Raw genomic sequence first — 25,820 nt, forward strand, 5'->3', positions numbered from 1 at the left:
ATTCTAGCGACTGCGATAATCATGAACTCCAGCCCTAGTATCAAGCAAAAAAACCTGATTTCTGAATCAGAAACCAGGTTAGGGATGAATAAAAAACTAAAACAAAACTCCGTTAAAACTATTTGATGGAAACTTTAGCACCAGATTCTTCCAATTTTTTCTTGGTGTTTTCAGCATCATCCTTATTAGTAGCCTGTTTAACCGCTTTAGGTGCTGCTTCCACTAAATCCTTAGCTTCTTTGAGACCTAAACCAGTCAGTTCACGCACCACTTTCAGAACGGCAATTTTCTTATCAGCAGGGAATTCTTCCAGGATGACATCAAACTCGGTTTTTTCTTCAACTTCTTCAGCAGGAGCCGCCGCACCAGGAGCAACCATCGCAACACCCACAGGAGCCGCGGCGCTCACACCAAAAGCTTCTTCAATTTGTTTGACTAATTCAGACGCTTCTAACAGCGTTAAAGATTTCAGTTGTTCCAGAATTTGATCAGTAGTTGCAGACATTTCTTAAACTCCTAGACAATGTAACGGTTTGTATTTGAGACTTGTTGCCAAAGCCAGATAAAAACTAAGCAGCTTCGTCGTTTGAGCCATCTTGATCTTTTTCGACATAGGCGTTAAGTGCCCTTGCCAAAGATCCCGGAACCTCGTTGATACCGACGGCCAGTTGAGTCGCCACACCATTGATAGCCCCAGCAATTTGAGCCATAAGTTGCTCTTTGGAGGGTAAATCTCCTAATGCTTTAACGTCACTTTCACTCAGCAGCCTGCCTTCCATGACGCCGCCGCGAACTTCCGTCTTTTTAGAAACCTTTTGGAAGGCTTGGTAGGCTTTGATGGCACTACCGAAGTCTTCCTTGATTAATAAAAAGGCGTTAGAACCCTTGAGCAACCCATTCAACGGCTCCCAGTTGCTTTGACCTTGAATGGCAATTCGCATTAAGGTATTTTTTGTTACCTTGCAAACACTACCTGAAGGACGCAACTGTTGCCGTAAATTAGTGATTTCTGCAACGGACAGACCGTTATAGTCAATCACAATAGCCAGTTGTGAATCTTTAAGGGTTTCCTTAAGTTCAGCAACAATTTCTTGTTTATTTTCTAGGGTTCTTCCCATTCTTGTTGAACCTCCGTGTAGCATTGCAGCCCATTTTCATCTCCTCAAGGCGATGTAATGATCCACAACGGTTGACTCCTTCCCCGATAAAACAGCAGCGATTTCGCCATAAAAAACCTCGGTTTTTTCACCGAGGTCAAAACTTAAAACTTAAACATAAATCATCAACACAGACAGATTAATTGGGTCTGTAACCTGATTGTTTAGCTTTAAACTTATTGAACCTCGGCAGGAAATTAAGCGTTTCGCCCCTGCTGTCTGCGGTGAGTTAGTCGTTTATTGGTTTAAATACGCAGCCTTTAATCATTGCATATTTTATGGGATTTGTCAACCCCCAATTCCGACTAGATCACCAAGGAAATCAGAACATCCTCTAGGCGAATTACACCCACAGGATGGCTGAAATCCTTAGATTAAACGATGTCCGCAATTTTCAGTTCTCGCAGTGCCGTAATATCCACTTCAATTGACGGCCCCATCGTAGACGCGACAAACACACTACGCCAGTAACGACCCTTAGCCCCAGAAGGACGGTTGCGGTCAATACACTCTTGCAGAGTGGATAGGTTCACCAGCAAATCTGCTGCGGAGAATGCAGTTTTCCCAAACATAACGTGAACGATGCCGGTACGATCAGCCCGAAATTCTAACTTCCCAGCCTTAAATTCGGCGATCGCCTTTGCCACATCCGTTGTCACCGTTCCCCCTTTAGGAGAAGGCATTAAGCCCTTCGGCCCCAATAAACGCCCCAGTTTCGCCACTTGAGGCATCATATCCGGCGTGGCAATTAAGCAATCAAAATCCAGCATTCCCTTCTGGATATCATTAATTAAATCTTCAGATCCAACAACATCAGCCCCGGCTGCTTGAGCTTCGGTGACTTTTTCCCCTTTTGCTAATACCGCCACCCGGATCACTTGACCCGTACCTTTGGGTAAGCTCACCGTTGTTCGGAGTTGTTGGTCGGTATATTTGGGGTCAATACCTAAACGAATATGGGCTTCGGCTGATTCAGGAAACTTAGCTGTAGCGGTTTCCTTCAACAGATTAATCGCCTCTAAAGGTTCGTAAGGTCGGTCTTCAACCTTTTTTCTGAGTTCTCGTAATCGACGGGATTGTTGTCTTGCCATTCTATTCTATATCTCCTGGGGTGATAACGAAGATGTACCTCTCCCCCAATAAAGGGTTAACGGAAATTCCCTAAACTACTAGGAATTAATTGACTTGTTGCCAATAGGCTACTTATTGAGACCACCAACAGTTTGAATGCCGTGATCAGTCACAAATAAGCTTAATCAACAACGGTCACACCCATATTGCGGGCGGTTCCAGCCACAATTTTCATGGCCGCTTCCACATCATTCGCATTTAAGTCGGGCATTTTGGTTTCTGCAATTTCTCGTAACTGAGCTTGCGTAATTTGGCCAACTTTCTTGCGGTTCGGTTCTCCCGATCCCCGTTCAACTCCAGCGGCTTTACGAATTAATACCGAAGCCGGAGGAGTCTTGAGAACAAAGGTAAAACTCCGGTCTTCAAAAACCGAAATTTCTACCGGAACTACAAGACCTACTTTATCTGCGGTTCTGGCGTTATACTCTTTGCAAAACGCCATAATATTCACCCCATGTTGACCCAAGGCTGGGCCAATTGGGGGTGCAGGGTTGGCTTTGCCCGCAGTAATTGCCAACTTAATAACTGCTACAACTTTCTTTGCCATTCCTTAGCCTTGTTTTTCAACCTGATTAAACTCTAATTCTACTGGAGTATCCCGTCCAAAAATCGAAAGTAGAGCTTTAAGCTTACTCCGCTCTGGACTAACTTCAATCACATCTCCTTCAAAGTCTTTAAAAGGCCCTGAAAGCACGGTGATATGATCCCCAATCGCCATTGCTGCCTTGACAATCGGTTCCTGTTGTTGCGCTTGTCTGAAGATTCGTTCCACCTCAGCATTGCTCAGTGGTAGAGGTTTAACGTGACCTCGACCCCGACCGGAATGCCGTTTTTGTTCCGCCCCAACGAAGTTGATAACGTGCGGTGTGTTCTTGACCACCTGCCAAGCTTCATCGTCAATTTCCCAGCGATTGAGTTCGTTATTCCATTTTAGTCTCATCTGGATAAGAACATAACCTGGAAATACTTTCTCCTCACCATGTTGACGACTGCCATCTTTCCGCAGTTTAATCATTGGGGTGTGGGGAATTTCCACCTTCAAAATTCGTTCCGCAACATCTAGGGTTTGTACCCGTTGTTCCAGGTTCGCTTTGACTCGTTTTTCACAGCCAGAAGCTACCTGAACAGCATACCAACGTCGCTCTCCGTGTGAAAACTCCTGGGAACGTTCGTCCGTATCTGCCATGAGGTCTGAATGTTGTGATTCGTCTGATGTAAAAGTCATCCGAAGATTTGCCCCGACGCCCAACGAAGGAAGTTGTCTGCTAAATAGATCAAGCTAGCCGAGAGAGTGATCATCAACAATACCCCTGCCGACTCACTCAGTAGTTGCTGTCGGCCAGGCCAGACCACTTTGTCTAATTCCTCTTTCGTTTCTTTGAGGAACGTAGAAGCGTTAAAGCCAGAAGTCGTTCCTTCAATTGCAACTTCTTCTTTCTTGTTGACCACCATGAACTCCCCTTGCGATCTTACGGTATCTGATCCTGATCTTAGCTGGAAGATGGTCACACAGCCGCCCAAACTTTTAAAACTATCATACTGAACCCATCAACACAATGTCCCGATTTGTTGCTTTTCGGAACAATGCCCAGACGAAAGTAATCTTGCGTCTGGGCATTGGAGGTATCCAGCGCGCCCTGGAGGACTTGAACCCCCGACATCAGGTTTTGGAGACCTGCGTTCTACCAACTGAACTAAGAGCGCATAGCGGAGTGGCTGATCTTCCACCTTATTTAGCTTAACACAAATTACAGACTTTAGTTAAACTTTTTTTCTGATCATCACCAGGGGAATCATGGAATCTCTGGCGTTGCCCAAATTACAGACTCCGATCAAACCGTTGTTTAACGCGAGTGGCTTTACCAATGCGATCGCGGAGATAGAATAGTTTCGCCCGTCGGACTTTACCTCGACGGATAACTTTAATATCCGCAATTCTCGGAGAATGGATTAAGAAAACTCTCTCAACTCCTACTCCTTGAAAAATCTTCCGCACAGTGATGGTGGCGTTAATTCCGCCATGACGTTTAGCAATCACAACCCCCTCATAGGGCTGAATTCGCTCTTTGCCACCCTCTTGAATTTTCACCGCAACCTTGATCGTATCACCGACATAAATATCGGGAAGATCGGGTTTATTGAGTTGCTGTCGGAGGCTTTCGATTTCTTCCGTTTCAATAGAACGGATAATTTCTCCCGCTTTCATGATAATTTTCCAAAACTCACAAGATCTGATTATAGATCGAAAAGGACTGTAAAATCCATAGCATTCACCTGGATTCACAAAGATGTTAGAACAATCCATGACCGTCTTCGTTGAAATTGTGTTGCTGTGCGGGTTAGCTTTCTATGTTGCCTGTAATCTAGGGGCTAATGATGTGGCAAACTCGATGGGGACGTCGGTGGGTTCCAAGGCATTGACCCTGAAACAAGCGATTATCGTCGCCGGGATTTTAGAGTTTAGCGGGGCGGTATTTTTTGGAGAGCGAGTCTCTAAAACCTTAGCGACGGGGGTTGTTAACCTGGAAGTTTTTATCTCCACGCCTCAAGTCTTTGTGATTGGGATGGTATCGGTATTGCTTTCGGCGGGATTATGGTTACAAATTGCCACCCTGAAGGGATTGCCCGTATCTTCGTCCCATGCGGTGGTGGGAGCGATCGCTGGATTTAGCTGTATTGCTGCTGGGGTCAAGGCGGTAAACTGGCAAACTATCGGTTTAATTTCCCTGACTTGGTTAGTCACTCCGGTGATCAGTGGTTTAATTGCAGCGTTATTTTACAAACTGATCAAATATTGGATTTTAGACCAACCCGATCCCGATCGCCAAATTCAAGAATGGATTCCCTGGTTAAGTAGTATCTTAATCGGAATTTTTGGGGTGATTGTCTTCCCAATTTTGAGTTCGCCCTTGCAAACAATCTTAACCCAATGGGGGTGGACGTTACCTGTCCATGATATTTTTTTAGCCCTGGGTGGAATCGCGGCGGTCAGTTTAACTGGATTCAGTTGGCGACAATTAGATCAACAGCAGCAGGATTCTAGTTCTAATCCCATACCGGAAAAATTCCCTGGGATCGAAAAACAAATGGCAGGATTTCAGGTAATTAGTGCCTGTTTTGTCGCTTTTGCCCACGGGTCAAATGATGTAGGAAATACTATCGCGCCCTTAGCCGCAATTTTAGCGGTAATTAAAACGGGTTCAGTTCCCCTAGATGATATTGAAATCCCGATTTGGATTTTACTGTTGGGGGGGAGTGGGATTGTTACCGGACTCGCCATCTGGGGTAAAAATGTGATTAAAACCGTCGGAGAAAATATTATTTCCCTGCTTCCGAGTCAGGGATTTTGTGCGGAATTGGCCACGGCTACCACCGTATTATTGGCATCCCGTTTAGGATTACCCGCTTCTACCTCCCATGCGTTGGTGGGGGGTGTGGTGGGCATTGGACTGGTACAGGGGGGAAAAGAGGTGCGCTTGGATACCGTCCGTTCCATTGCCTTAGCCTGGGTGATTACGGTTCCTAGTGCGGCTATAATCAGTGGGATTCTATTTAAAATATTCAATAGATTATAAATAAAATGTGGCACATTGGAAACGAGCGTGTCTTTACACGCTGAGTGAGCTATTGTTTAGTTTAGGTTTTTGGGGATAATTCTTCCCTGGCTTTGCCATTTTTCCCGTTGTGCCTTTATCGGTCAAGACTAGGATTTTCTAGTCTATCAATTGTGAAACCCGGTATGCAGCGTTGGTATGAGTGGCGTCATAGCTGAATCAGCAGATCAATAAGAGGTTAATCACGAATGGGGACACAGGAGAATCAACCGCCACCTTTAGGATCGGGAGAAACCACATCCGCAGAAATTATCCTAAGTTCGGTGATACAGGAATTAGAAACCTTCCATCACCAGATTAAGGAAAGATATCTGTCGGATATCCAACGACTGGAAACGGATAAAGTTCGTTTAATTGAGGATATTGAAAATCTGCAAACGGAATATCGGCGACTGCAATCTGTGCAGTTACAAACGCTGTCCGATCGCCTTCCTCCCAATCGAGCTTGGCTAAAACAACTGACTCAAATTGTGGCGCGTGATGTAGAACAAGCTTTGATCGCCCGCATTAATCAAATTAAAGTAGCCAGTGATCCGCCTTTATTGGCGGCTGATTCGAGTGGACTGCTTCCGAGTGGCGATCTCGGTGAGGAAAATTTCAATAATCGAGAGTTGGAAGCGGTTTTGGAAACCAGTCTGAACCAAACTTTTCAAAGCTTACAGCAGGAGTTAGGTCACTATCAAAGTAACCTATCTCAACGTTTGAACAATATGCAAACCTTGGAACAGCAGGTTGAAGCCTTGCTGGAAACCCTAGTTCATCGTTTGCAAGAACAGGTGGAACAACCCACCATAAGGGGGGATAATTCCAGACGGGAACTTCCGGGCGACGGTCATCAGGCCCTTCCCCCTGGAAATACGGGACTTACAAATCGCGCGGAATCCGTTGCTAGTCCTAAACCTAAGTCTTCTCCAGTGCAAGTGGGTTTATTTTTGGCGTTACTTTCGGCGGTATCTCTATCGTTGTTTAACGTTTGTTTAAAGATTATTCTCAAAGGGCCACAACCCCGAGAAATCTTTGGCATATTTTCCTTAGAAGGAATTATTTCTCCGGGGATCGGGAATTCTTTATTAATCTTGTTACTCCGCATGATTGTGGTCATGGGACTGATGCCGATTGTGGCAACGTTCCTTTATCCTCCGGTGTGGGGTGATCTGCGACGTTTTCTTCATTCCGGTGATCGTCGTTTAATGTTAACGGTGATTGGTAGTGGATTTTTCTTGTTTTTATCCCAGGTCGCTATCTATGTAGCCATTGGTGAGATTCCGACCGGAATTGCGATTACGATTTTCTTTATCTATCCGATTGTAACGGTAATTGCCTCTTGGGGTTTATTTGGAGATCGACCGACCATAATTCGGGTGATTGCCATGATTATTATTCTGGCTGGAGGGATTCTCTGTTTACCAGCCCGAAATCCTAATATTGCCATGGGCAATGTACAGGTGGGGGTGATTGCTGCGATCTTTGCGGGTGTGGCTTTTGCCGGGTATGTTTTGCTAACTCAGGTGGCTGCGGGAAAACTCCATCCTATTCCCTTTAGTTTGGTGAACTTTGCATCAATTTTTGTCTTTTCTTCTGTGAGTTTAATGATACTACCCGATAGTTTGGGGGTTAATATTGAACCGGGAGTTTGGAATGGATTAATGATTGGGGGTGTGGTTTTAGGTGTTCTCACTCTATCAAGTTATTTATTAAATAATTTCGCCATTCGCTCGGCGGGAGCTTCCTTAGCCTCCATTATTGGGACAACCGGGCCAGCGTTAACCGCGTTGTTTGCTTTCTGGATTATCGGTGAGGAAATTAAGCAGCAACAAATCTATGGGATAGCCTTAGTAATTTTGGGTGTGGGGGCGATGAGTGTTGAACGGATGATTGGCTCAAAGCGGAAATCTACTTAACAGTATTCAGTTATAGCAGGGAACACCGGAACAGCCCCCCCAAACCCCCGTGCACGGGGGGCTTGGGGGGGAGGGAACACCGGAGGAAAAGACTTCACCGTCTAGCTTTGCTGCATCACTCTTTGTCCTAATAGGTCTGGCGACTGCTATAACAGTTAACAGTAATCAGTTATCAGTCGGTGGACGAGCCTTAGTCTACTTGGAAAATATTCCGGTTCCTCTGAGGACGTCCAGAAAAGCAAAAACCGCCGGGACATGGAACCCATTTGACCAGAGGGCGGCTCCGATGACTCTTTCTAGGGGAACAGGTAAGGCTCTGACTTGGACTTGGGTAGGAATGGGTAAAGCAGCTAAACGGGGTAAAATGGCGGCCCCTAATCCCTGAGCTACCATACTGACAATCGTTGAATCTTCTTTAATTTGATAGGCGACTTTTAACGATTGTCCCCATTTTGACCAATGTTCCCGCACCGCAGAAGTACATTCGGCATAATTGAATAAAATAAAAGAGTAGGTCGAGAGTTCTTCCCAGCTTAGGATTTCGGGAATTTGACCCGCTCCCCCCAAACCTGCTGTAGACGGGGAGCTAGGGAGGTTGGGAAGTAAAACTACATATTCATCTCTAGCAATTTCCCAAGTTTCAAATTCTTCCGAACGGGGTAAGGGAAGTAACCCAATATCTACTTGGCCTGTGCGTAAACTTTGTTCAATCCCTAGGGGATCGGTTTCGGTAATGGTGATTTCTATGTCAGGAAAACGACTGCGAAACTGGGCTACTTTTGAGGGAAGGATATGGGTTGCTGCACTACGAAAGGAGGCAACTCGAATTTTCCCTCGATGTAAACCTTTTTCTAAATTGACTTCATGATCGATTTTTTCACGCAGTTCTAAAATTTTACTGGCGTGTAAGATCACCCGTTCTCCGATCAGGGTAGGACGAGCGCCAAAGCGTCCTCGCAGTAGTAAGGGAATGCCGAGTTCATCTTCTAAAGCTGCGATCGCCCGACTGACGGAGGATTGAGAGGTACTTAAACTCAATGCTGCTTCTGAAAAGCTTCCTTGTTCTGCTACCGCTAGTAAAATTTCAAGTTGATCAATATTCATCTTGCTTTTAACTGTTAGCGACCCGCCATGAGCTTCCATACTCATTGAGAAAATTTTAACTTGAGTTGCTATAAATTATATTATAGTAAATCTTAGTAATTTTTTTACTCAAAATCCCTAGAGCAAACTCTGGATGATTGACTGAGATTGCTCATCTGTTTAGATTGAATTAGTAATTAAAAATATGTCTAAGTTTAATTTCTTAAATTCCCCAAAAAAATGGCTATATTTATCTTTTTCTGGTATATTTTTAGTTCTATTGATATTGGGTTTGTTTCATTTTGATAACAAAATCCGTAGGGGTCATCAAGCCCAAGGTAGATCGATTTTAAAAACTTTGATTAAAAATCAAGATCAACAGTTTAAAACCTATGGTAAATTTACACCTAACTTAGAAAACTTATATCGAGGGACTTCAAAAGGAATCGGAACTTATAAATTTAAAATGACGGTAGAATCGGATCAGGTATTATTTGAAGCCATTCCGATTATTTGGCGTCGGGTTAGTTACTCTGGAGCTTTATTTAAGATTAAAACAAATAACTCTGTCGTACTGGTGGGAGGAATTTGTAAAAGTCCTAATTCCTCGATGACTGCTCCAACTCCAATTCTACCTCCTGTTCCCAACTTTTATCAAGTCCGTTGTCCTCTTGATGCTGAATTGATGGAATCCATGAAGTTTTTCAGGTAAAATATAAAATCAAGATTAATGTCTAAATCTAAATCATTTTCTCCTAAAAATTCAACCGTTTCGTATTATTCTATACTTATCCTCTTCTATATTCCCAAAAATTGCTAACTAACTAAAATTTGAGTAAAATGAATCAATCTAAAAAAAGTTTAGGTAAAGTATATTTAGTTGGTGCTGGGCCGGGAGATCCCGGTCTGTTAACCGTTAAAGGAAAAACTTTATTAGAATTAGCAGATGTGGTAATTTATGATGCCTTAGTTAGTGATCAAATCTTGGATTTAATTAACCCCGAAGCCGAAAAAATTAATGCCGGAAAACGGCGAGGTAAACATTCATTATTGCAGGAAGAAACAACTCAAATATTAATTGAAAAAGCTCAAATTCATGCGGTTGTTGTGCGACTTAAAGGAGGAGATCCGTTTATTTTTGGTCGCGGTGGGGAGGAAATGCAAGACTTAATTCAAGCCGGAGTTTCTGTGGAAGTTGTCCCCGGAATTACTTCGGGAATTGCGGCGCCTGCTTATGCGGGAATTCCCTTAACCCATCGAGATCATAGTTCATCAGTTACCTTTGTAACGGGTCATGAAACCGCCGGAAAATATCGGCCGCAGGTGAATTGGGAAGCGATCGCCAAGGGTTCAGAAACTATTGTAATTTATATGGGGGTTCACAATTTACCCTATATTATTCAACAGTTAACTAATGCTGGACAGCCCCTAGAGACTCCGATCGCCTTAATTCGTTGGGGAACTCGACCGGAGCAGGAGGAGTTAATTGCCACCTTAAAAACGATTGTTCAAAAAGTAGCAGAAACGGGTTTTGAAGCTCCGGCGATCGCTGTAATTGGTTCAGTTGTTAATTTAAAAATGTGTTAACTTTTGACTGATGTTCATAATAATTAATCTCTAATAATCTGAATTAAACTTTCAGCTAGGATATTTTTGATCAACATTTTCGGTGAAGTTTTGCTATACTATAAAAAAATAGTTTTAATTTTATCTAAAATTAAAATGGGGAAAGATGAGAATTTTATTAGTTGAAGATGATGAACGGATTACGAAAGCCTTAGCAGAAGCGTTAATGGATCATCATTATGTGGTGGATGTCGTTCATGATGGTCAGATGGGGTGGGAGTTTGCAGAATCGGCTGCTTATGATGTAATTATATTAGATGTGATGTTACCCGGACTGAGTGGGATTCAGTTTTGCCAACGATTAAGACAACAGGGGAAAACTACACCCGTATTGATGTTAACGGCAAAAGATACCAGTGCTGATAAAGTTTTAGGCTTAGATGTGGGAGCGGATGATTATGTGATTAAACCCTTTGATTTACAGGAGTTATTAGCAAGAGTTCGGGCTTTATTAAGACGGGGAAATTCGGCCTTACCTCCGGTGTTAGAATGGGAAAGTCTTCGTTTAGATCCGAATAGTTGTGAAGTCACTTATGCAGAAAAACTTTTATCTTTAACACCTAAAGAGTATGGTTTATTAGAGTTATTTTTACGCAGCCCCGGACGAGTGCTTTCTAGGGAAATAATTTTAGAGCATCTCTGGTCTTTTGAGGATATTCCGGGTGATGATACGGTGAAAACCCATATCAAAAGATTAAGACAAAAACTTAAAATAGTTGGTGTACCCTCTACATTAATTGAAACAGTTTATGGTTTGGGATATCGGCTCAAAACGCAAGGAAATTAACCCTCAATTTAGATATTTAAGTTGGCGGTTATTGCTTTCCTATTTAGGAGTGATGATGGCAATTTCAGGAATATCAATGATTACCGTTTATGAGTTTTTTTCCCTGAGTTTATATCAACAATTAGATCGTCAATTGTTAATATTAGCAGATGCAGCTACCCATAGTTTATCAGAGGTTAAAGAACATAAAGAAGCATTTGAAACCGATGATTTTAGAGGATTAGATGATGATGGTGATCTAGATATTCCTTGGCAAAATATTCAGCAAGCCAGTCAAGGAATTGAATGGTTTGATCAAAACCGCCAACTGATTGCTAAAACCGGAAAAGTGTTTCCTCCTATTGATTTATCCCATTATCATTGGACTTATATAGTTGACGGCAAAAAAATTCGTACTCTAACTTTACAGATTAATAAAGAATCAGAATTACAAAAACAGATTATCGGTTATGTACGGGTCAGTGAGTCTACAAAACCCGTGGAAAGGGTGTTGATAAAATTAAGATTAGGAATGATGTTAGGGGGAATATTAGTATCAGGATTAACTGCTTTTGGAGGAATGTGGTTAACAAAACAATCTTTAAAACCGATTGAACAAAGTTTTGAAAAACTCAAACAATTTACCGCCGATGCTTCTCATGAATTGAGAAATCCTTTAGCGGGAATTAGGACTTGTGTGGAAGTTATGCAGAGTCATCCAGAACGAATTCATCCTGCTGATATTGATAAATTAAAAGCGATCGCCAGTGGCGTCAATCAAATGACCAGCTTAGTAGAAGATTTATTACTTTTGGCTCGCACAGATCAAGATTCTATATCGATTATGGCGTGCTGATCAAGCTCGAAATCGCAGAAAAGGGGGATCGGGGTTAGGGTTAGCGATCGCTCAAACTTTAGCCCAAAATCATCAAGCAGAAATCACAGCCACCAGTCAGTTAGGAAAGGGTAGCTGTTTTTCTGTGCGTTTTCCCACTCTAGCCAACAGCTAATTAAAATCCCATCATTTAATCCCTAATATTTCCATCTGTCACCAGTTTGTCACTTTTTAGCTTTATTCTAAAACTCAGGGTGAAGGCAAAAGTCCTTTTGCTATTGGATCAAGAACCATTCACTTTGTAATCTGGCAACTTTTAGAGACGTAAAAAATTTACATTTCTACCTACTTATAATTATTGAGGTTAATAATAATGGCAAATCTACAGTTTTTTAAATCTCATCAGCTTTGGAAACTTCATCGCAAAATTGCACCGATTATATTTATTCCTTTCTTTTTAACTGCTTTCACAGGAATGGGTTATCGCCTGGGAAGGACTTGGATGGGAATGCCAAAAGATCAAGCAAATATTTTTCTGATGATTCATCAAGGAGAATTTTTAGGAGAACCCTTAGTTCCGATTTATGTATTATTGGTAGGTTTAGGACTAATTGCCATGCTTGTCACGGGAGTGACCATGGTTCGGTTAACGCAAAAAAAACGTAAAAATCCCCCCAAAGATCAGCCTTTAAATAATAGAAAAGTTCATCAAATTTTAGCACCAATTGTATTTTTACCATTATTTATAAGTGCGTCAACAGGCATTTTGTATCGACTTGGTGAGGATTGGTTTGGTATGTCGAGTGATGCTTCTAAACTCTTATTAACCATTCATCAAGGTTCATATTTTGGCTCCTTTGGAAGATCAATTTACGTTGCTTTAATTGGTGTAGGATTAATTGCCATGTTAATTACAGGAATTAATATGACGGGAATTTTCCGTAAAAAACGGGCTAAAGCTTCTTCAGAAGAATCTTAAGTTTAAACGAAATCTACACTATGTAGAGACGTTCCATGGAACGTCTCTACATAGTGTAAACTGGATTTCAGATGAGGTTAATTATTTTTTTTGACAATTCATAATCAGCAAGATTATTAACCCTAAAAAATACCTAGATTATCGTGTAGGGGGGAGGCGCGCCTCCCCCCTACAATGAATTGGATTTATCGCTATATTTCTGATGAAAATAATGAAATTTATCAATCAATTTCTTCATTAATTAACGATTGAATTGCGATCGCACCCACAGCCGAAATCCTCGCCGTGCGGCACTAGCACCTATTATTTCACTTTCCTGTAAAAACAGTAAAATTCCTTCAATAATTTGAAAATTGCTAAAGATCGGGCTAGTTTCTACTTGTTGATATTCTTGATCAATTAAAACAAAAATTTGCAGTTTTCCTTCTGTATAAATCCACAATTCTGGTACAGCTAAAGTTAAATAAGCATCGAGTTTAGTTTTTGAGGTAACATCTACTTCAATCGCTAAATCAGGGGGCGGATCAACGGATAAATTAACTCTTTGCTTTCCGATCATCAGAGGAGAATTTTGAATATAAAAACAATCATCTGGTTCTAAACCAACAGCCATTTCAGGGCGTTTAAAAGTTGTTGATCCGTAGGGTTCCCAATCAATTTCTAACTCATCTAACAAGATTTTAACAAATTCGCCAATCATGATTTTGGCTTTTTCATGTTCTGGTAATGGCATCTGAATTTCTAACACCCCTTGATAGTAAGCGACCCGTGAAGCGCGATGTTCTCCCATTTCCTCTAAAATGGCTTCAAATTCCTTCCAACTCACCTGACGCAAGATTAGGTGTTGTCCGGGTTGAATATCAATTTGGCGTAATTGCAAAGTAACAACCATTTCAGTCTCCCTAACTCGCTATTTTTGTTAATTCCAAACTTCAGTTAAATCTAACATAAACCCTAGTAAAATATCTTCTCCTGATAAGATTAATGGATGATTTAATAATTCTACATCATGATTTTGTCGATAAATTTCTACGGTTTTATTTTTGCGATCAATTAACCAACCCAAACTAGCTCCATTTTCTATATATTCTATCATTTTGGCTTGCAACTTGTCTAGCGCGTCATTTTTTGAACGCAATTCTAATACAAAATCAGGGCAAATTGGCGCAAAGATTTCCCGTTCCTCCTGTGTTAGTAAATCCCATCTTTCTTGACGTATCCAAGAGGCATCAGGAGAGCGATCAGCACCATTGGGAAGATGAAAACCTGTTGAAGAATCAAAAGCTATTCCTAATTGATTTTGACGGTTCCATAACCAAAGTTGTCCGGCGATATCAAGATTTCGATTTCCGGTTTCGCTTCCTGTTGGTGGCATTACAATTAACTCTCCTGTAGCAGTTCGTTCTAATTGTAAGTCTCGATTTATTTGAGCTAACTGAACGAAATTTTCATGGGTGATCGATAATATTAATGAGGGTAGAATATTGACGGCAAGCGGTTGTAAAAAGTTAGCTTGTGTCATGATTTTTTCCTGTATAGGGTAGGGAATAGGGAATTACGAATTACGAATGGGGAATGGGGAATAGGGAAAAAAAGTTTACCGCCCTTGGTTTCGGCATCAGTCTATATCAATCACCGTATTTTAGCAATTTTAATCAATTAAGACAATCCCTAAAACAGCTTGAAACCCAGTTTCAAGTAAAAATAGTAAGTTTGCCATTCAATCTTTACTAAAAAACTGAGTTTCTATCTCAAAATTAGTTATTTTTGATCAAATTAACTAACTTTAGATGGTTGTTTTTTCTGGATAAAAAAGGCTTCTCGAATTTGTTCAGAAATTTGAGAACTGGTTAACCCTAAATCAGCAAAAGATTCATTAGGTTCGGCATGATCGACTAAAATATCAGGAACCCCGAAACGCTTCACAGGAACTACCACGTTATTATCTAATAAAGCTTCAGCTACGGCGGAACCAAAACCACCCATTAAACAACCTTCTTCTATAGTTACAACTTTACCAATTTGTTTGGCTAAAGGCACAATTAATTCTACATCCAAAGGTTTAACAAAACGGGGATTAATTACAGTAGCTTCAATGCCATGTTCACTCAGAATTTCTGCGACTTGCATAGACATATTCACCATACTGCCATAACCCATTAATAACAGATCATCCCCATGTCTTAAAATCTCTCCTTTGCCGATAGGTAAAGGTTCCCAACCTTCTTCCATTAAAGGAACACCTAAACCCGATCCGCGAGGATAACGCATGGCAATTGGGCCCTGTGTATGCTCAATTCCGGTGACTAACATCCGTTGTAATTCGGCTTCATCTTTGGGAGCCATAATCACTAAATTGGGTAAACATCGGAGATAGGAAATATCATACATTCCCTGGTGAGTGGGGCCGTCTACCCCAACAATTCCCGCCCGATCTAAACAGAAGAAAACTGGAAGTTCTTGAATACAAACATCATGAATAATTTGATCATAAGCCCGTTGTAGAAAGGTGGAATAAATAGCAACCACTGGACGCATTCCTTCCGTTGCTAAACCCGCCGCCATGGTAACAGCGTGTTGTTCGGCAATACCGACATCGATATATTGTTTTGGCAGTTTTTTCTGGAGAATATCTAACCCAGTTCCCGTTGCCATTGCCGCCGTAATTCCCAGAATTCGAGAGTCATTTTCGCACAATTTAACTAAGGTTTCCCCAAAGACTTTAGAATAACTAGGAGGTTTGGGTTTACTCGCCGGAACAGCTTTTCCAGTGGCTAAATTAAAGGGGTTTTGAGCATGATAACCGACTTGATCTTTTTCAGCGATCGCATAACCTTTTCCCTTCACCGTGGCGACGTGAACTAACACTGGCCCTGGTATTTTATGGGCTTGTTGAAAGGTATTAATTAATTCTTTTAAATCATGACCATCAACCGGCCCGACATAGGTAAAACCTAATTCTTCAAACACCGCCCCGACTTTAGAAACTGCTAACCGTTTCATCCCCTCTTTCATCCGTTCCATTTCTGGGGTGAGGGCTTCTCCCACAAAGGGTAAATGCTTAAATTGTTCTTCCAAATTATCAGTTAAAAACTGAACTGGAGGAGACAAACGCATTTTATTCAAATAACGAGAAATTGCCCCCACATTGGGAGAAATTGACATCTCGTTATCATTAAGAACTACCATTAAATTAGTATTAGGTAAATGTCCGGCGTGGTTAATAGCTTCTAAAGCCATGCCTCCGGTTAAAGCCCCATCGCCAATAATGGCAACAACTTTGAAATTTTCTCCTTTCATATCCCGGGCGATCGCCATTCCTAGACCCGCAGAAATGCTGGTAGAAGCGTGTCCAGCCCCAAAATGATCAAATTTGTTTTCACAGCGTTTTAAATAGCCTGCAACGCCGTCTTTTTGTCTTAAAGTGTGGAAATTTTGATAACGTCCGGTGATTAATTTATGGGGATAGGCCTGATGTCCCACATCCCAAATCACTTTATCTCGATCTAAGTCCAGGGTTTGATATAAACCCAATGTCAGTTCCACAACTCCCAACCCTGGCCCCAAATGTCCTCCGGTGGCGGCAACGGTTTCTAGGTGTTTTTCCCTGATCTCGCGGGCAATTTGTTCGAGTTGATGGATCGACAAGCCATGGAGTTGATTGGGATGAGTAATTTCACTTAGGTGCATATTTGTTAAATGCCTGCATTTACTATAAAGTCATGGTAGCACCGGACGAGTTAGGGAGAGCAGGGCAGGGCTGTTTCATGTTGGATCATGTCAGATCTCAACCTCTGGTTCTAAATTATTGGTAATACTCTGAAACAGTTGCAAAGCCGCTTCTAAATCTTCCATAATTTCCGTTGCTAAAACCAACGGTGTTGGGAGGTTATCAGAGTCCTCTAAACTTTCATCTTTCAGCCAGAAAATATCGAGACTGAGTTTATCCCGTTGCATTAATTCCTCATAACTAAACGCCTTAAATCGCTCTGTTTCTTGACGTTCATAACGATTTTCAACATTAAAACACTGGATAAAATCTAGTAAATTCTCAGACCGTAAAGGATTAGTTTTTAAAGTAAAATGTTGATTGGTTCTAAAATCATAAATCCATAGTTTTTTTGTCCAAGGTTCAGCACTGGCGGGTTTACGGTCAAAAAATAAAACATTGGCTTTCACCCCTTGGGCGTAAAATATCCCTGTCGGTAATCTTAATAAAGTGTGAACATCACAACTATGAAGTAATTTTTTCCGAATCGTTTCCCCTGCACCGCCTTCAAAAAGTACATTATCAGGAACAACAACAGCCGCTTTCCCATTAATTTTTAACAAAGTTTTAACGTGCTGAATAAAGTTTAATTGTTTGTTAGAAGTTGTTGCCAAAAAGTCATCGCGTAGATAAACAATTTTTTCTTTATCTGCTTTTCCCTCATCATTAAAAACCGTAATACTGCTTTTTTTCCCAAAGGGAGGATTAGTTAATATCAGTTCAAACCTATCACCAGGGTCAGCCCTTAAACTATCTTTAGCTTCAACGGGGCTTTCATCGCCACTAATACCATGTAAATGCAGATTCATCGCACATAACCGCACCACTCCATCCGCCACATCCTAACCTTTAAACGTTTGATGTTTAAGAAACTGCCTTTCGGCTTTATCGAAGGGTTTTGCGGTATTGAATTTCTAAAGCATCCCCATCTTTTAATAGTAAGATTTGCCAGTCATATTCCTTGGGAATAGTAGAAGGTTTGCCCAAGGGTGCAGGGAGTTGGGCTTGTTCATCTACCATTTTTAAAAATAGCAAATAAGTCAACTGTTCTACATAGTCGCTATAACTTACGCCGTCATCTCGGAGGACGTTGCAGTAATTCCAAAGTTTTTGAACGATAGTAGATGATAGGTTACTCATGGGATTTTAAATAATAATTAACTTTGATTATCTGATGAAATCTGAGGAATTTCCTCTGCGGTTAAGGTGACAACTTTTCCATCTTGCCAAATACTAATTGATTCTCCTAATTTCCGATGTTTTTCTAAAGCTTTAGCAATAGCCAGTTTTACACCTGTGTCAATTTGGCTTGATAATTTATCAGGAATAGGTTTATTCATCGTTAGAAGTTGTAATTTGTGTCCACAATTGAGGTTGATAAATAATCGGGTCTTGGTTTAAAGGACATTCAGCTATAATTTGCAAATTCAGACTAGAGTTATCATAAACTATCCAGCGATTACAGAGGGGTAAATATAAATCAGTTAGGTTTTTGCGTCCCCGTTCATAACGGCGGCGAATAACATCTTCTGGGATATTATGACCCCCGCTTTCTACCCGTCTGCGTACCCTTGCGAGTGCTAATTCCGGGCTTTGTAACCAAAAATAAATTAAGTTAATCTGATACCCTTTATTTTTACAGTTTCTCAAAAACCGGGCATAACTGCGAGTTGCTAAAGTGGTTTCAAAAGCAAAATCAACTCGATTATTAACTAAACTTTCTAACCTTTCTAACATTAATCGTCCGGCTTGAATAGCTACGGATTCAGGGTTAAAAGGTGAAAGTCCCGCAGCAATTTCATCAGCGTTGACGTATTCAAACACTTCAAGGCAATAAGGGAGAATTTGCAAAGCTGAGGTAGTTTTACCTGAACCATTTGCCCCACCAATTATATACAAATTTGGCATTATTTTAAGGGTATTTCAAGTTGAAAATCTGATTGTTTTTTTGATTGGGTCTTTTTTTTAGTTTTAGTTGTTGTCTGTTTAGCTTTTTCGGCTTTAATCCGTTCTAACAGTTTTTCGGCGGGTTCGTCGTTGGGGTCTTGGGGAACGAGTTTACCTTCAAAGGCTTGTTTTAAGATACTTTGGCGGAGTTTTTCAGCACGTTTGAGGTTGGAATCTATTGTTTTTTCTAGTTGGTCTGTAATAGAAAACTTTAACTGTAATTCCTCTGCTATTTTGTATTGTTCTTTGAGAGGAGGACAAGGGAAAACCATCAACTGAACACGATTTTTATTTAATGCAGGTTGATTATTACCTGAGCCTAATTTTCTGGTGCGTTCATATTCACCTTCTAAAAAATAATAAATGTACTCTGGAGGCATTCCAGTTTCAGAGACACGAATTGCCGCAGAGTTTTGATTATGGCAAGCTGGAATATCTAAGATAGCTACTTGTCCACGAGTTTTACCTTCTCCTATCATTCCTAATAGAACGGTTCCAGGAGGATGAATCTCAGTAGATGAATTTTCAAGTCCTAATTGAGTAATTTTTTCTTCCGTATTATAAATCCGACAAAAAGCAACTTCTCCACTACTTACCCAAGGTATTGTTCCTTCCCAAAAATCTAAACGTTTTCTACTTGGAGTTGCTCCTACATAAACATTAAAAGCTTGACCAAAGGACTGCCAACACCACCCATCAGGTAATTCAGGTAATTCAGAAGTATCGGGTGCAATGGGTTCTTTATATTTCAGCTTCCAACTGTCATCTTTAGGGGTTTTTCCCTGTGCTTTCATTTTTGCCAGTTGTTCGGCTTCCCACTTCTCCCGTCTCTGCTTGAGAATGCGTTCAAGTAATATTGAAGCGGGTTCTAATTTCCCTTGATTTGCTGTGCGCCATTCTTTAGTTAAATTTCCTTCAACTGCCGATTTTAACACCGCCTGACGGTAGCGTTTTAATTTAACTTTTAGCTTTTTAAGTAACTCTACCCCGGCATCAAGTTCGGTGAATATTTCCTCAATTTTGTCAACGATGCGAAGTTGTTCAGGGAGTGGGGGAAAGGGGATAAGAAATCCACCTAAACTTGTTAGTGAAACATTTGCTCTTCCCACCCCTACAACAGATTTTAATGCTATATCCTGAATGAATGGAGATTTTAGAAAATAAAAAAGATACTGATAATTGATAAAATCCCAAGAACATCTAATAATAGCTAAAGCCTGATTTGTATTAGCTGGTAAAACATTATGATTAATGATTCCTACTCTACCAATAGTTCCCGCAATTGAAAATAGGACATCATATTCTTGTAAAATTGAACGACTTAAAAATTTGTTAGCATCTTCACTTATATAGTCATTAATATTTTTTATTTTCCCACTAGCATCAAAATTTTCTGTCTTAATAAATTTTATTCCTTCTTGCTGATAAGAATAGCCATAAGTAGTAGGAGTGCTACCTTTTGTAATAACAAGGCTAATATCTCTTAACTCTACCCACACCCACCCTTTGGGCAACTCATATAATTCCTCACCCATTACGCTGCTAACACCTCATTCAACTCATCCAAAATATCCATTAAACCATTCCCAAATAATTGATAACCCTTAAAGGCTTCTTGGGGCATTTCTTGTAAATCCTCTACATCAATTCTCACACTCGTAATAATATGCTCCTTAATCTTTTCCAACCAACAAACCTGCTCAGAACTAAACGTTTTACCCATTAACCACTGCTGAAACTTCTCCTCAACTGTCACAGCAAAAGGTTCTAACGTTTCCGTTTCCCCCATCGCAAAGCGTACCAGAGAAATGATATCCGTCAATAACTTTTGTACCCCTGCACCCCTGACCTTATCCGCTTGTAGCTGGGCGTAGGCTTGCCATACTTTCTCAGGTGTCAGGTTGCAGGGTGGACGTTCTAGGGCATTCGCTAACTGCTTAATCTGCTCATAAGTTAACCGCCGTTGTCCGTAGGGCTGATTATATAGGATTTGGAGAGCGGTAATTTCATCTTTTTTAGCCTCAAGACATTGGCGAAAAGTCTCCACTGTCGCCATCGCCTTATCCCTAGCAGTCGTATCAAACCCAACAAATAACACCACATCCTGACTCACAGTATCAACAATCTGTTCATTTTTAGTTTTAATTTCCCTCAACAAATTTCTAAACTGGGGATTATCAAACGGTTGACAAGCTTGATTAATTAACACCTCTGTTGCTTGCTGTTGTTGTGCATCTGTTGGGGTTTGAGTTTGAAATTGTTTAACCGCTTGTTCAATTTGCACATCAGGATTTACAGCCTCTAATAAATCTCTAGTAACTTTTTGAATTGACTTTCCACCAGCCGCATTTTTTAACTCAGTTCGTTCATCATCATTGAGTTTTTTCTCTAATTTTGCTAACCGTCCAGCTAATGACATTAAAGTGTCTTCATCTCGTACATCCGTTGCTACATTTTGCAAAAGTTGATGAAACGGAACACTGCGTTTTCTCTCTAACGGTCGAGAATCTGTTTTATCTGATTCACATACCCCCACCGCATCTACAATAATAAACTGTTCTTTCACCTCAGCATCACGGGTAACAACTTGAAAATCAGTCGGGTTAATCGTGCGGGTTCCTCGTCCTTTCATTTGTTCAAAATAAATCCGCGATTTCACATCTCGCATAAATATTAAACATTCTAAAGGTTTAATATCTGTTCCCGTCGAAATCATATCAACTGTAACCGCAATACGAGGATTATAAAAGTTGCGAAAACTAGCGATTAAATCTTTTGTTTTCTCCCCCGTCGTGCGATAAGTAATCTTTTTACAAAACTCATTTCCCTTGCCAAATTCCTCCCGCAAAATTCGCACAATATCTTCAGCATGGGAATCATCCTTAGCAAAAATCAAAGTTTTCGGAACATCTGTTCTATTAGGAAAAATCTCAGTAAATAATCGTTCTTTAAACGTGCGAATCACCGTGCGAATTTGGTCAATAGCCACAACCGACCTATCCAACTCCTTCCCAGCATAACTTACATCCTCATCCAACTGTTGCCACCTGACTGCACGGGTTTGACGATTTCTCCTATCAATATAAAACCCCGCTTGAATCGTGCTACCTTGTTCGGTAATCTGAGTTTTAATCCGATAAACCTCATACCCGACATTCACCCCATCGGCTACCGCTCGTTCATGGGGATATTCCATCACTAAATTTTGATTAAAAAAGCCAAAAGTTTGCTTAGAAGGCGTTGCCGTCAATCCAATAATAAACCCATCAAAATATTCTAAAACCTGTCTCCACAGATGATAAATCGAGCGGTGACATTCATCAGTAATAATAAAATCAAAGGTTTCAAGCGGTATCTTAGAATTATAAACAACATCCTTGGGTTGTTGGTTTTCTTCCTGGCTATCAAATAGCGATTCTTCCTCACTTTCAGCCTCAAATTCAGTCTCACCCCGCAACATTGAATAAAGACGTTGAATCGTCGTAATACAAACTTTATTCACCGGAGCAATGGTATTAGAACTTAACAACTGCACGTTATAAAGTTCAGTAAACTTTCGCCCATCATCAGGGGTAACATACTGTTGAAATTCTTTCTCGGTTTGCCCTCCTAAATTCTTCCTATCTACTAAAAATAAAACCCGTTTCGCCCCGGCTATTTTAATCAGCCAATAGATAAAACTAACGGCCGTATAGGTTTTCCCTACCCCCGTCGCCATTTGAATCAATGCTCTTGGGCGGTTTTCCTTCAAGGAATTAAATAAACCTGCCAGGGCTTCTTTTTGACAATCTCGTAAATCCTCAGTCTCAATTATTGGTAACTGTTGCAACCGACTTCTAAGGGTGTCGGGTTGTCCTAACCATTCCTGTAAGGTTTCCGGTTTATGAAACGCAAACACCGACCTTGAGCGATAATCAGGATCACGGGAATCTCGAAAATAAGTTTCTCCCCCGGTGCTTTCGTAGATGAAGGGTAAGGGTTTTTGGTGACAGGACAGGGTTTTGGGCAAATTAAAGGAATATTTATCGGATTGCAGTTCCACTCCACTGAGGGCAAACCCGACAGGTTTAGCTTCAATAATTCCAACCGCTTTACGGTTAATAAATAAAAGGTAGTCCGCGAACCCAGAGTTGAGGTGATATTCTCGCACGGCTATTCCTAACCCGGCGCTCAAGTTGATTTGTTCATAGTCTTGAACCTGCCAACCTGCGTCAGTGAGGAGTTGGTCAATTTTCTGCCTTGCTTGTGCTTCGGGCTTCATAATAAATGCAATCTCTACTAGCCTATTATGCTTTATTTTTTAGGAATATAGGATTTAAGCTGGGTATCAATATTTTTAATATGGTTGACAAACCAATCTACTAACTCTCGTTTAACCTGAACTCGAATTAATTCTAACGGTTGCTTTTGATCAATTTTACTATTAATATCTTGTAAGGTTGTTAAAAAATTAGTATGGGCTTTTTTATTATCGCAAGCAACGGGACATTTATAGTTATTCATGCAGGATTCTTCATAATTAAAATGATTATTTGTATACATTTTTAGAAATCCCATAATCCCGCGAATTTCTTGATCGCCTTTGTGATTATCCATGGCAGTTAATAACTGATCCATTTGATCTAATAACTGTTCATGTTGACAGTCTAGTAAGGGGATACCAATTTTTAAAGAATCATTCCATGTTCTCATATTTTTATCCTGATTTTGGTGCTGGAGTATGGACTTAAGGCGATCGTTTCCTATTCCGTTTCTCAAACACTAATCTAGCATACTCAGTACCTCAGAACTATTTTTTACCGATCAACCAATAGGTAGTCATTTCTCCTTTTCCTTTAATGGAAATTATGCCCCGTTTTTCAAAGTTATATTGATCTTTAATTCTGTGATAAGTTGCTTCTGTGACTTGAATTCGTCCGGGATCACCGGAAGATTCCATCCGAGAAGCAATATTAACTGCATCCCCCCATAAATCATAAATAAACTTTTTAATTCCGATCACCCCCGCTACTACAGATCCAGTATTAATCCCAATTCTAATTTGAAATTGAGAGTCGATATTAAATCTTTCTAAGGGTACTTTAAATTCAGCCATGGCGGCTTGCATTCCTAATGCCATATCGGCGATCGCTTCAGCATGATTGGCTTTGGGTAAGGGCAAACCTCCCACTACCATATAAGCATCACCAATGGTTTTGATTTTTTCCAGACCATTTTTTTCAGCTAAATGATCAAAAATCGAAAACATTTCATTCAGAACACTAACTAATTCTATCGGCGGAATTTGAGAAGATAGGGGAGTAAATCCTACCACATCGGCAAATAAAATGGTCACTTCTTCAATCGCAGAAGCGATGGCTTTTGTATTATGTTTGAGTTGATTGGCAATAACTTCGGGTAAAATATTTAATAATAATTGTTCCGATCTTTCTTTTTCTAACCTTAAATCGGCGGTGCGTTCTTCGACCCTTTGTTCTAATTCGGCATTGGTTTTTTCTAACTCATTAAAAGAGGCTTTTAACTGTTGGGTCATAGTATTAAAAGAAGTAGCTAAAATCCCTAATTCCTTAATGGGTTCGACCGGGATTGTTTGTTCTAATTCTCCACTGGCGATCGCTTGACTAGCTTGACTCAAACGCAAAATTGGGGTACTAATCCAACGGGCGGTAAAAATACCACATAAGGTGGCTACTAATAACGCCACAATACATAATAAAATAGTTGTCTGAGTATTAGTATGAATTTCTGCCATAAAATCCGATTCCGGTACGACAACGATAATTAACCAATTAATTCCCCGTTGATCAGATAGGGGAGTAACTTGTAAATATTGTTGTTTTCCATTAATCTCAAAGGTCAGTTGAGTTGAGGTTTTAATCTGATCTAAATTACCAAAATATTGCAGTAAATAACTAGAGGTAGCCTGAGTTAAAATATCACTACTTTTAATTCCTTTAATCCGTTTGGTTTCCTTCTCTTTTTTATGAACAATAAAGGTTTCTTCTAGGGTTGAGGTGGCGACTAAATATCCGTTTCTTTCCATGACAAAGATTTGTCCGGTTTTACCAATTTTTAAACGGTTTAGAAATTGACTAATGCGTTCTAGGGTTAAATCGGTACTCGCTACTCCTAATAACTGTTTATTGCGATTATAAATAGGTTGGTTGGCGGAAATTACTAAAACTTTAGAACCAAAATAAGCATAAATTTCACTCCAAACGGGTTTTCCTGCTTTGACTCCCGCTTCATACCAAGGACGAACTCTAGGATCATAATCTTCTCTAACACTTAATAATTCTTGGCGATCGCTTTGATTATTAGTTAACCATTTATGAAACTTTCCGGCGGTACTTTTATCAACAATATCAAATTCTATCGTACCATCATCATTACGATTAGCGCCTACATAATAGCCATTTTGTAATCCAATTCCAATATAACTAGCGGTTTTAAATTGTTTTAACTGACTCCACAGATACTTTTCCATCTGGGGAATATTATCCACACTAATTAATCCCATTCTCAGGGTATCAACATTAATTTGATTGATGATGTGGGGGGTTTCTAAATAAGTATTAAGTTCCTGTTGGATGCGGTTACTTAATTCAATTCTTAATTGAGTTGCTAAATCATTAACGACTATCGAACCATTTCTAAAAGACAACCATCCTGTTAGTCCGACGGATGCAAAAATTTGGATCAGAAAAGGAACCACAAAAACAACCCGCAGGGATAGTTTAGGTGCTTTTTTATTCAATCCTAATAGACGACGAGATAGAGATGCCATAGTGATTGTCCCTGATATCAAAATCAACGATTCGCACCCCCCCAACTATAGGTAATGGGTAATGAGTAATGGGTAATGGGTTTTTGATCCACTTATTAAAGCGTTTGCGCCCTTAACTGCCCTAACTAATCGTCTCTAAAGTGACATACTTAAAAGATAAGGATCTAAACCCATTACCCATTACCTATTACCCCTTACCCAAGGTTAATTGACCTAATCTTAACG

27 protein-coding genes, 1 tRNA gene and 1 other annotated feature are annotated in these 25,820 nt (G+C 40.4%); of the genes, 8 read left to right on the forward strand and 20 right to left on the reverse strand.

What is annotated here, in order from left to right; all coding sequences use genetic code 11:
• Positions 1–118: 118 nt before the first annotated feature.
• The 8 genes from rplL to rplS form a co-directional block, all read right to left on the reverse strand.
• Positions 119–505: a 50S ribosomal protein L7/L12 gene (gene rplL / locus NMG88_RS00225; protein WP_254034980.1), complete on the reverse strand. Its 387-nt coding sequence runs from the start codon at positions 503–505 to the stop codon at positions 119–121.
• Between the two features lie 64 nt (positions 506–569).
• Positions 570–1,118 carry a 50S ribosomal protein L10 gene (rplJ, locus tag NMG88_RS00230; protein WP_042156739.1) on the reverse strand — a complete coding sequence of 183 codons (549 nt, stop codon included), beginning with the start codon at positions 1,116–1,118 and terminating at the stop codon, positions 570–572.
• 101 nt (positions 1,119–1,219) lie between these two features.
• Positions 1,220–1,400: a sequence feature (ribosomal protein L10 leader region), on the reverse strand.
• 131 nt (positions 1,401–1,531) lie between these two features.
• A complete protein-coding gene (rplA, locus tag NMG88_RS00235; RefSeq protein WP_254033643.1) occupies positions 1,532–2,248 on the reverse strand; it encodes a 50S ribosomal protein L1 in 717 nt (238 codons plus the stop codon).
• A gap of 161 nt (positions 2,249–2,409) precedes the next feature.
• Complete coding sequence (rplK, locus tag NMG88_RS00240; protein ID WP_026787411.1) at positions 2,410–2,835, reverse strand: 50S ribosomal protein L11; 426 nt, start codon at positions 2,833–2,835, stop codon at positions 2,410–2,412.
• 3 nt (positions 2,836–2,838) lie between these two features.
• Positions 2,839–3,513 carry a transcription termination/antitermination protein NusG gene (gene nusG / locus NMG88_RS00245; protein WP_227351371.1) on the reverse strand — a complete coding sequence of 225 codons (675 nt, stop codon included), beginning with the start codon at positions 3,511–3,513 and terminating at the stop codon, positions 2,839–2,841.
• Positions 3,510–3,740 carry a preprotein translocase subunit SecE gene (gene secE / locus NMG88_RS00250; protein WP_026787413.1) on the reverse strand — a complete coding sequence of 77 codons (231 nt, stop codon included), beginning with the start codon at positions 3,738–3,740 and terminating at the stop codon, positions 3,510–3,512. Before secE ends, nusG begins: the two co-directional genes overlap by 4 nt.
• Before the next feature lie 179 nt (positions 3,741–3,919).
• Positions 3,920–3,992, reverse strand: a tRNA-Trp gene (locus NMG88_RS00255).
• A gap of 115 nt (positions 3,993–4,107) precedes the next feature.
• Positions 4,108–4,494 carry a 50S ribosomal protein L19 gene (gene rplS, locus NMG88_RS00260; protein ID WP_026787414.1) on the reverse strand — a complete coding sequence of 129 codons (387 nt, stop codon included), beginning with the start codon at positions 4,492–4,494 and terminating at the stop codon, positions 4,108–4,110.
• Between the two features lie 82 nt (positions 4,495–4,576).
• Here rplS and NMG88_RS00265 point away from each other — a divergent pair, with 82 nt between their 5' ends.
• Both NMG88_RS00265 and NMG88_RS00270 read left to right on the forward strand, forming a co-directional pair.
• Positions 4,577–5,863, forward strand: a complete 1,287-nt coding sequence (locus tag NMG88_RS00265; RefSeq protein ID WP_227351372.1) for an inorganic phosphate transporter — start codon at positions 4,577–4,579, stop codon at positions 5,861–5,863.
• Positions 5,864–6,090: 227 nt separating this feature from the next.
• Positions 6,091–7,803: a DMT family transporter gene (locus NMG88_RS00270; protein ID WP_254034981.1), complete on the forward strand. Its 1,713-nt coding sequence runs from the start codon at positions 6,091–6,093 to the stop codon at positions 7,801–7,803.
• Between the two features lie 195 nt (positions 7,804–7,998).
• On the opposite strand, the gene NMG88_RS00275 is transcribed toward NMG88_RS00270, so the two are convergent.
• Positions 7,999–8,952: a LysR family transcriptional regulator gene (locus NMG88_RS00275; protein WP_227351373.1), complete on the reverse strand. Its 954-nt coding sequence runs from the start codon at positions 8,950–8,952 to the stop codon at positions 7,999–8,001.
• 139 nt (positions 8,953–9,091) lie between these two features.
• Between NMG88_RS00275 and NMG88_RS00280 the strand changes: the two genes are divergently transcribed.
• From NMG88_RS00280 to NMG88_RS00305, 6 genes are all read left to right on the forward strand, one after another.
• Positions 9,092–9,598: a type IV pilin-like G/H family protein gene (locus tag NMG88_RS00280; protein ID WP_026787418.1), complete on the forward strand. Its 507-nt coding sequence runs from the start codon at positions 9,092–9,094 to the stop codon at positions 9,596–9,598.
• A gap of 128 nt (positions 9,599–9,726) precedes the next feature.
• Positions 9,727–10,473, forward strand: a complete 747-nt coding sequence (gene cobA, locus NMG88_RS00285; RefSeq protein ID WP_193372717.1) for a uroporphyrinogen-III C-methyltransferase — start codon at positions 9,727–9,729, stop codon at positions 10,471–10,473.
• 145 nt (positions 10,474–10,618) lie between these two features.
• On the forward strand, positions 10,619–11,299 hold the full coding sequence (locus NMG88_RS00290) for a response regulator transcription factor (RefSeq protein WP_214560966.1): 681 nt from the start codon (positions 10,619–10,621) through the stop codon (positions 11,297–11,299).
• Complete coding sequence (locus tag NMG88_RS00295) at positions 11,262–12,134, forward strand: sensor histidine kinase (RefSeq protein WP_254034982.1); 873 nt, start codon at positions 11,262–11,264, stop codon at positions 12,132–12,134. The genes NMG88_RS00290 and NMG88_RS00295 overlap by 38 nt, the downstream gene beginning before the upstream one ends.
• Positions 12,109–12,288 carry an ATP-binding protein gene (locus NMG88_RS00300; protein WP_254035796.1) on the forward strand — a complete coding sequence of 60 codons (180 nt, stop codon included), beginning with the start codon at positions 12,109–12,111 and terminating at the stop codon, positions 12,286–12,288. The genes NMG88_RS00295 and NMG88_RS00300 overlap by 26 nt, the downstream gene beginning before the upstream one ends.
• 198 nt (positions 12,289–12,486) lie before the next feature.
• The gene (locus tag NMG88_RS00305) at positions 12,487–13,092 is read left to right on the forward strand and encodes a PepSY domain-containing protein (protein ID WP_227398168.1); all 606 of its coding nucleotides are present in this window, start codon (positions 12,487–12,489) and stop codon (positions 13,090–13,092) included.
• A gap of 241 nt (positions 13,093–13,333) precedes the next feature.
• Here the strand turns inward: NMG88_RS00305 and NMG88_RS00310 are convergent, their stop codons facing one another.
• The 11 genes from NMG88_RS00310 to NMG88_RS00360 form a co-directional block, all read right to left on the reverse strand.
• Positions 13,334–13,984 carry a Uma2 family endonuclease gene (locus NMG88_RS00310; protein ID WP_254034983.1) on the reverse strand — a complete coding sequence of 217 codons (651 nt, stop codon included), beginning with the start codon at positions 13,982–13,984 and terminating at the stop codon, positions 13,334–13,336.
• A 27-nt stretch (positions 13,985–14,011) separates the two neighbouring features.
• Positions 14,012–14,614, reverse strand: a complete 603-nt coding sequence (locus tag NMG88_RS00315) for a Uma2 family endonuclease (protein ID WP_227351377.1) — start codon at positions 14,612–14,614, stop codon at positions 14,012–14,014.
• 254 nt (positions 14,615–14,868) lie between these two features.
• Entirely contained in the window at positions 14,869–16,782 is a 1,914-nt protein-coding gene (dxs, locus tag NMG88_RS00320) for a 1-deoxy-D-xylulose-5-phosphate synthase (RefSeq protein ID WP_227398170.1), read from the reverse strand.
• Between the two features lie 90 nt (positions 16,783–16,872).
• Positions 16,873–17,700, reverse strand: coding sequence for an HsdM family class I SAM-dependent methyltransferase (locus NMG88_RS00325; protein WP_254034984.1), 828 nt, complete (start codon positions 17,698–17,700; stop codon positions 16,873–16,875).
• A gap of 46 nt (positions 17,701–17,746) precedes the next feature.
• Positions 17,747–18,001: a type I restriction-modification system subunit M N-terminal domain-containing protein gene (locus NMG88_RS00330; protein WP_235752095.1), complete on the reverse strand. Its 255-nt coding sequence runs from the start codon at positions 17,999–18,001 to the stop codon at positions 17,747–17,749.
• A gap of 17 nt (positions 18,002–18,018) precedes the next feature.
• Complete coding sequence (locus NMG88_RS00335; protein ID WP_227381072.1) at positions 18,019–18,201, reverse strand: hypothetical protein; 183 nt, start codon at positions 18,199–18,201, stop codon at positions 18,019–18,021.
• A complete protein-coding gene (locus tag NMG88_RS00340; RefSeq protein ID WP_254034985.1) occupies positions 18,194–18,769 on the reverse strand; it encodes an ATPase in 576 nt (191 codons plus the stop codon). Before NMG88_RS00340 ends, NMG88_RS00335 begins: the two co-directional genes overlap by 8 nt.
• Entirely contained in the window at positions 18,769–20,343 is a 1,575-nt protein-coding gene (locus NMG88_RS00345; RefSeq protein WP_254034986.1) for a restriction endonuclease subunit S, read from the reverse strand. The genes NMG88_RS00340 and NMG88_RS00345 overlap by 1 nt, the downstream gene beginning before the upstream one ends.
• Positions 20,343–23,069, reverse strand: coding sequence for a type I restriction endonuclease subunit R (locus NMG88_RS00350; protein WP_254034987.1), 2,727 nt, complete (start codon positions 23,067–23,069; stop codon positions 20,343–20,345). Before NMG88_RS00350 ends, NMG88_RS00345 begins: the two co-directional genes overlap by 1 nt.
• Before the next feature lie 32 nt (positions 23,070–23,101).
• The gene (locus NMG88_RS00355; RefSeq protein ID WP_227381069.1) at positions 23,102–23,500 is read right to left on the reverse strand and encodes a bacteriohemerythrin; all 399 of its coding nucleotides are present in this window, start codon (positions 23,498–23,500) and stop codon (positions 23,102–23,104) included.
• A 97-nt stretch (positions 23,501–23,597) separates the two neighbouring features.
• The gene (locus NMG88_RS00360) at positions 23,598–25,595 is read right to left on the reverse strand and encodes an adenylate/guanylate cyclase domain-containing protein (protein ID WP_235757511.1); all 1,998 of its coding nucleotides are present in this window, start codon (positions 25,593–25,595) and stop codon (positions 23,598–23,600) included.
• Between the last annotated feature and the right edge of the window lie 225 nt (positions 25,596–25,820).

Source organism: Planktothrix agardhii (assembly GCF_904830935.1).
Taxonomy (GTDB): Bacteria; Cyanobacteriota; Cyanobacteriia; order Cyanobacteriales; family Microcoleaceae; genus Planktothrix; species Planktothrix agardhii.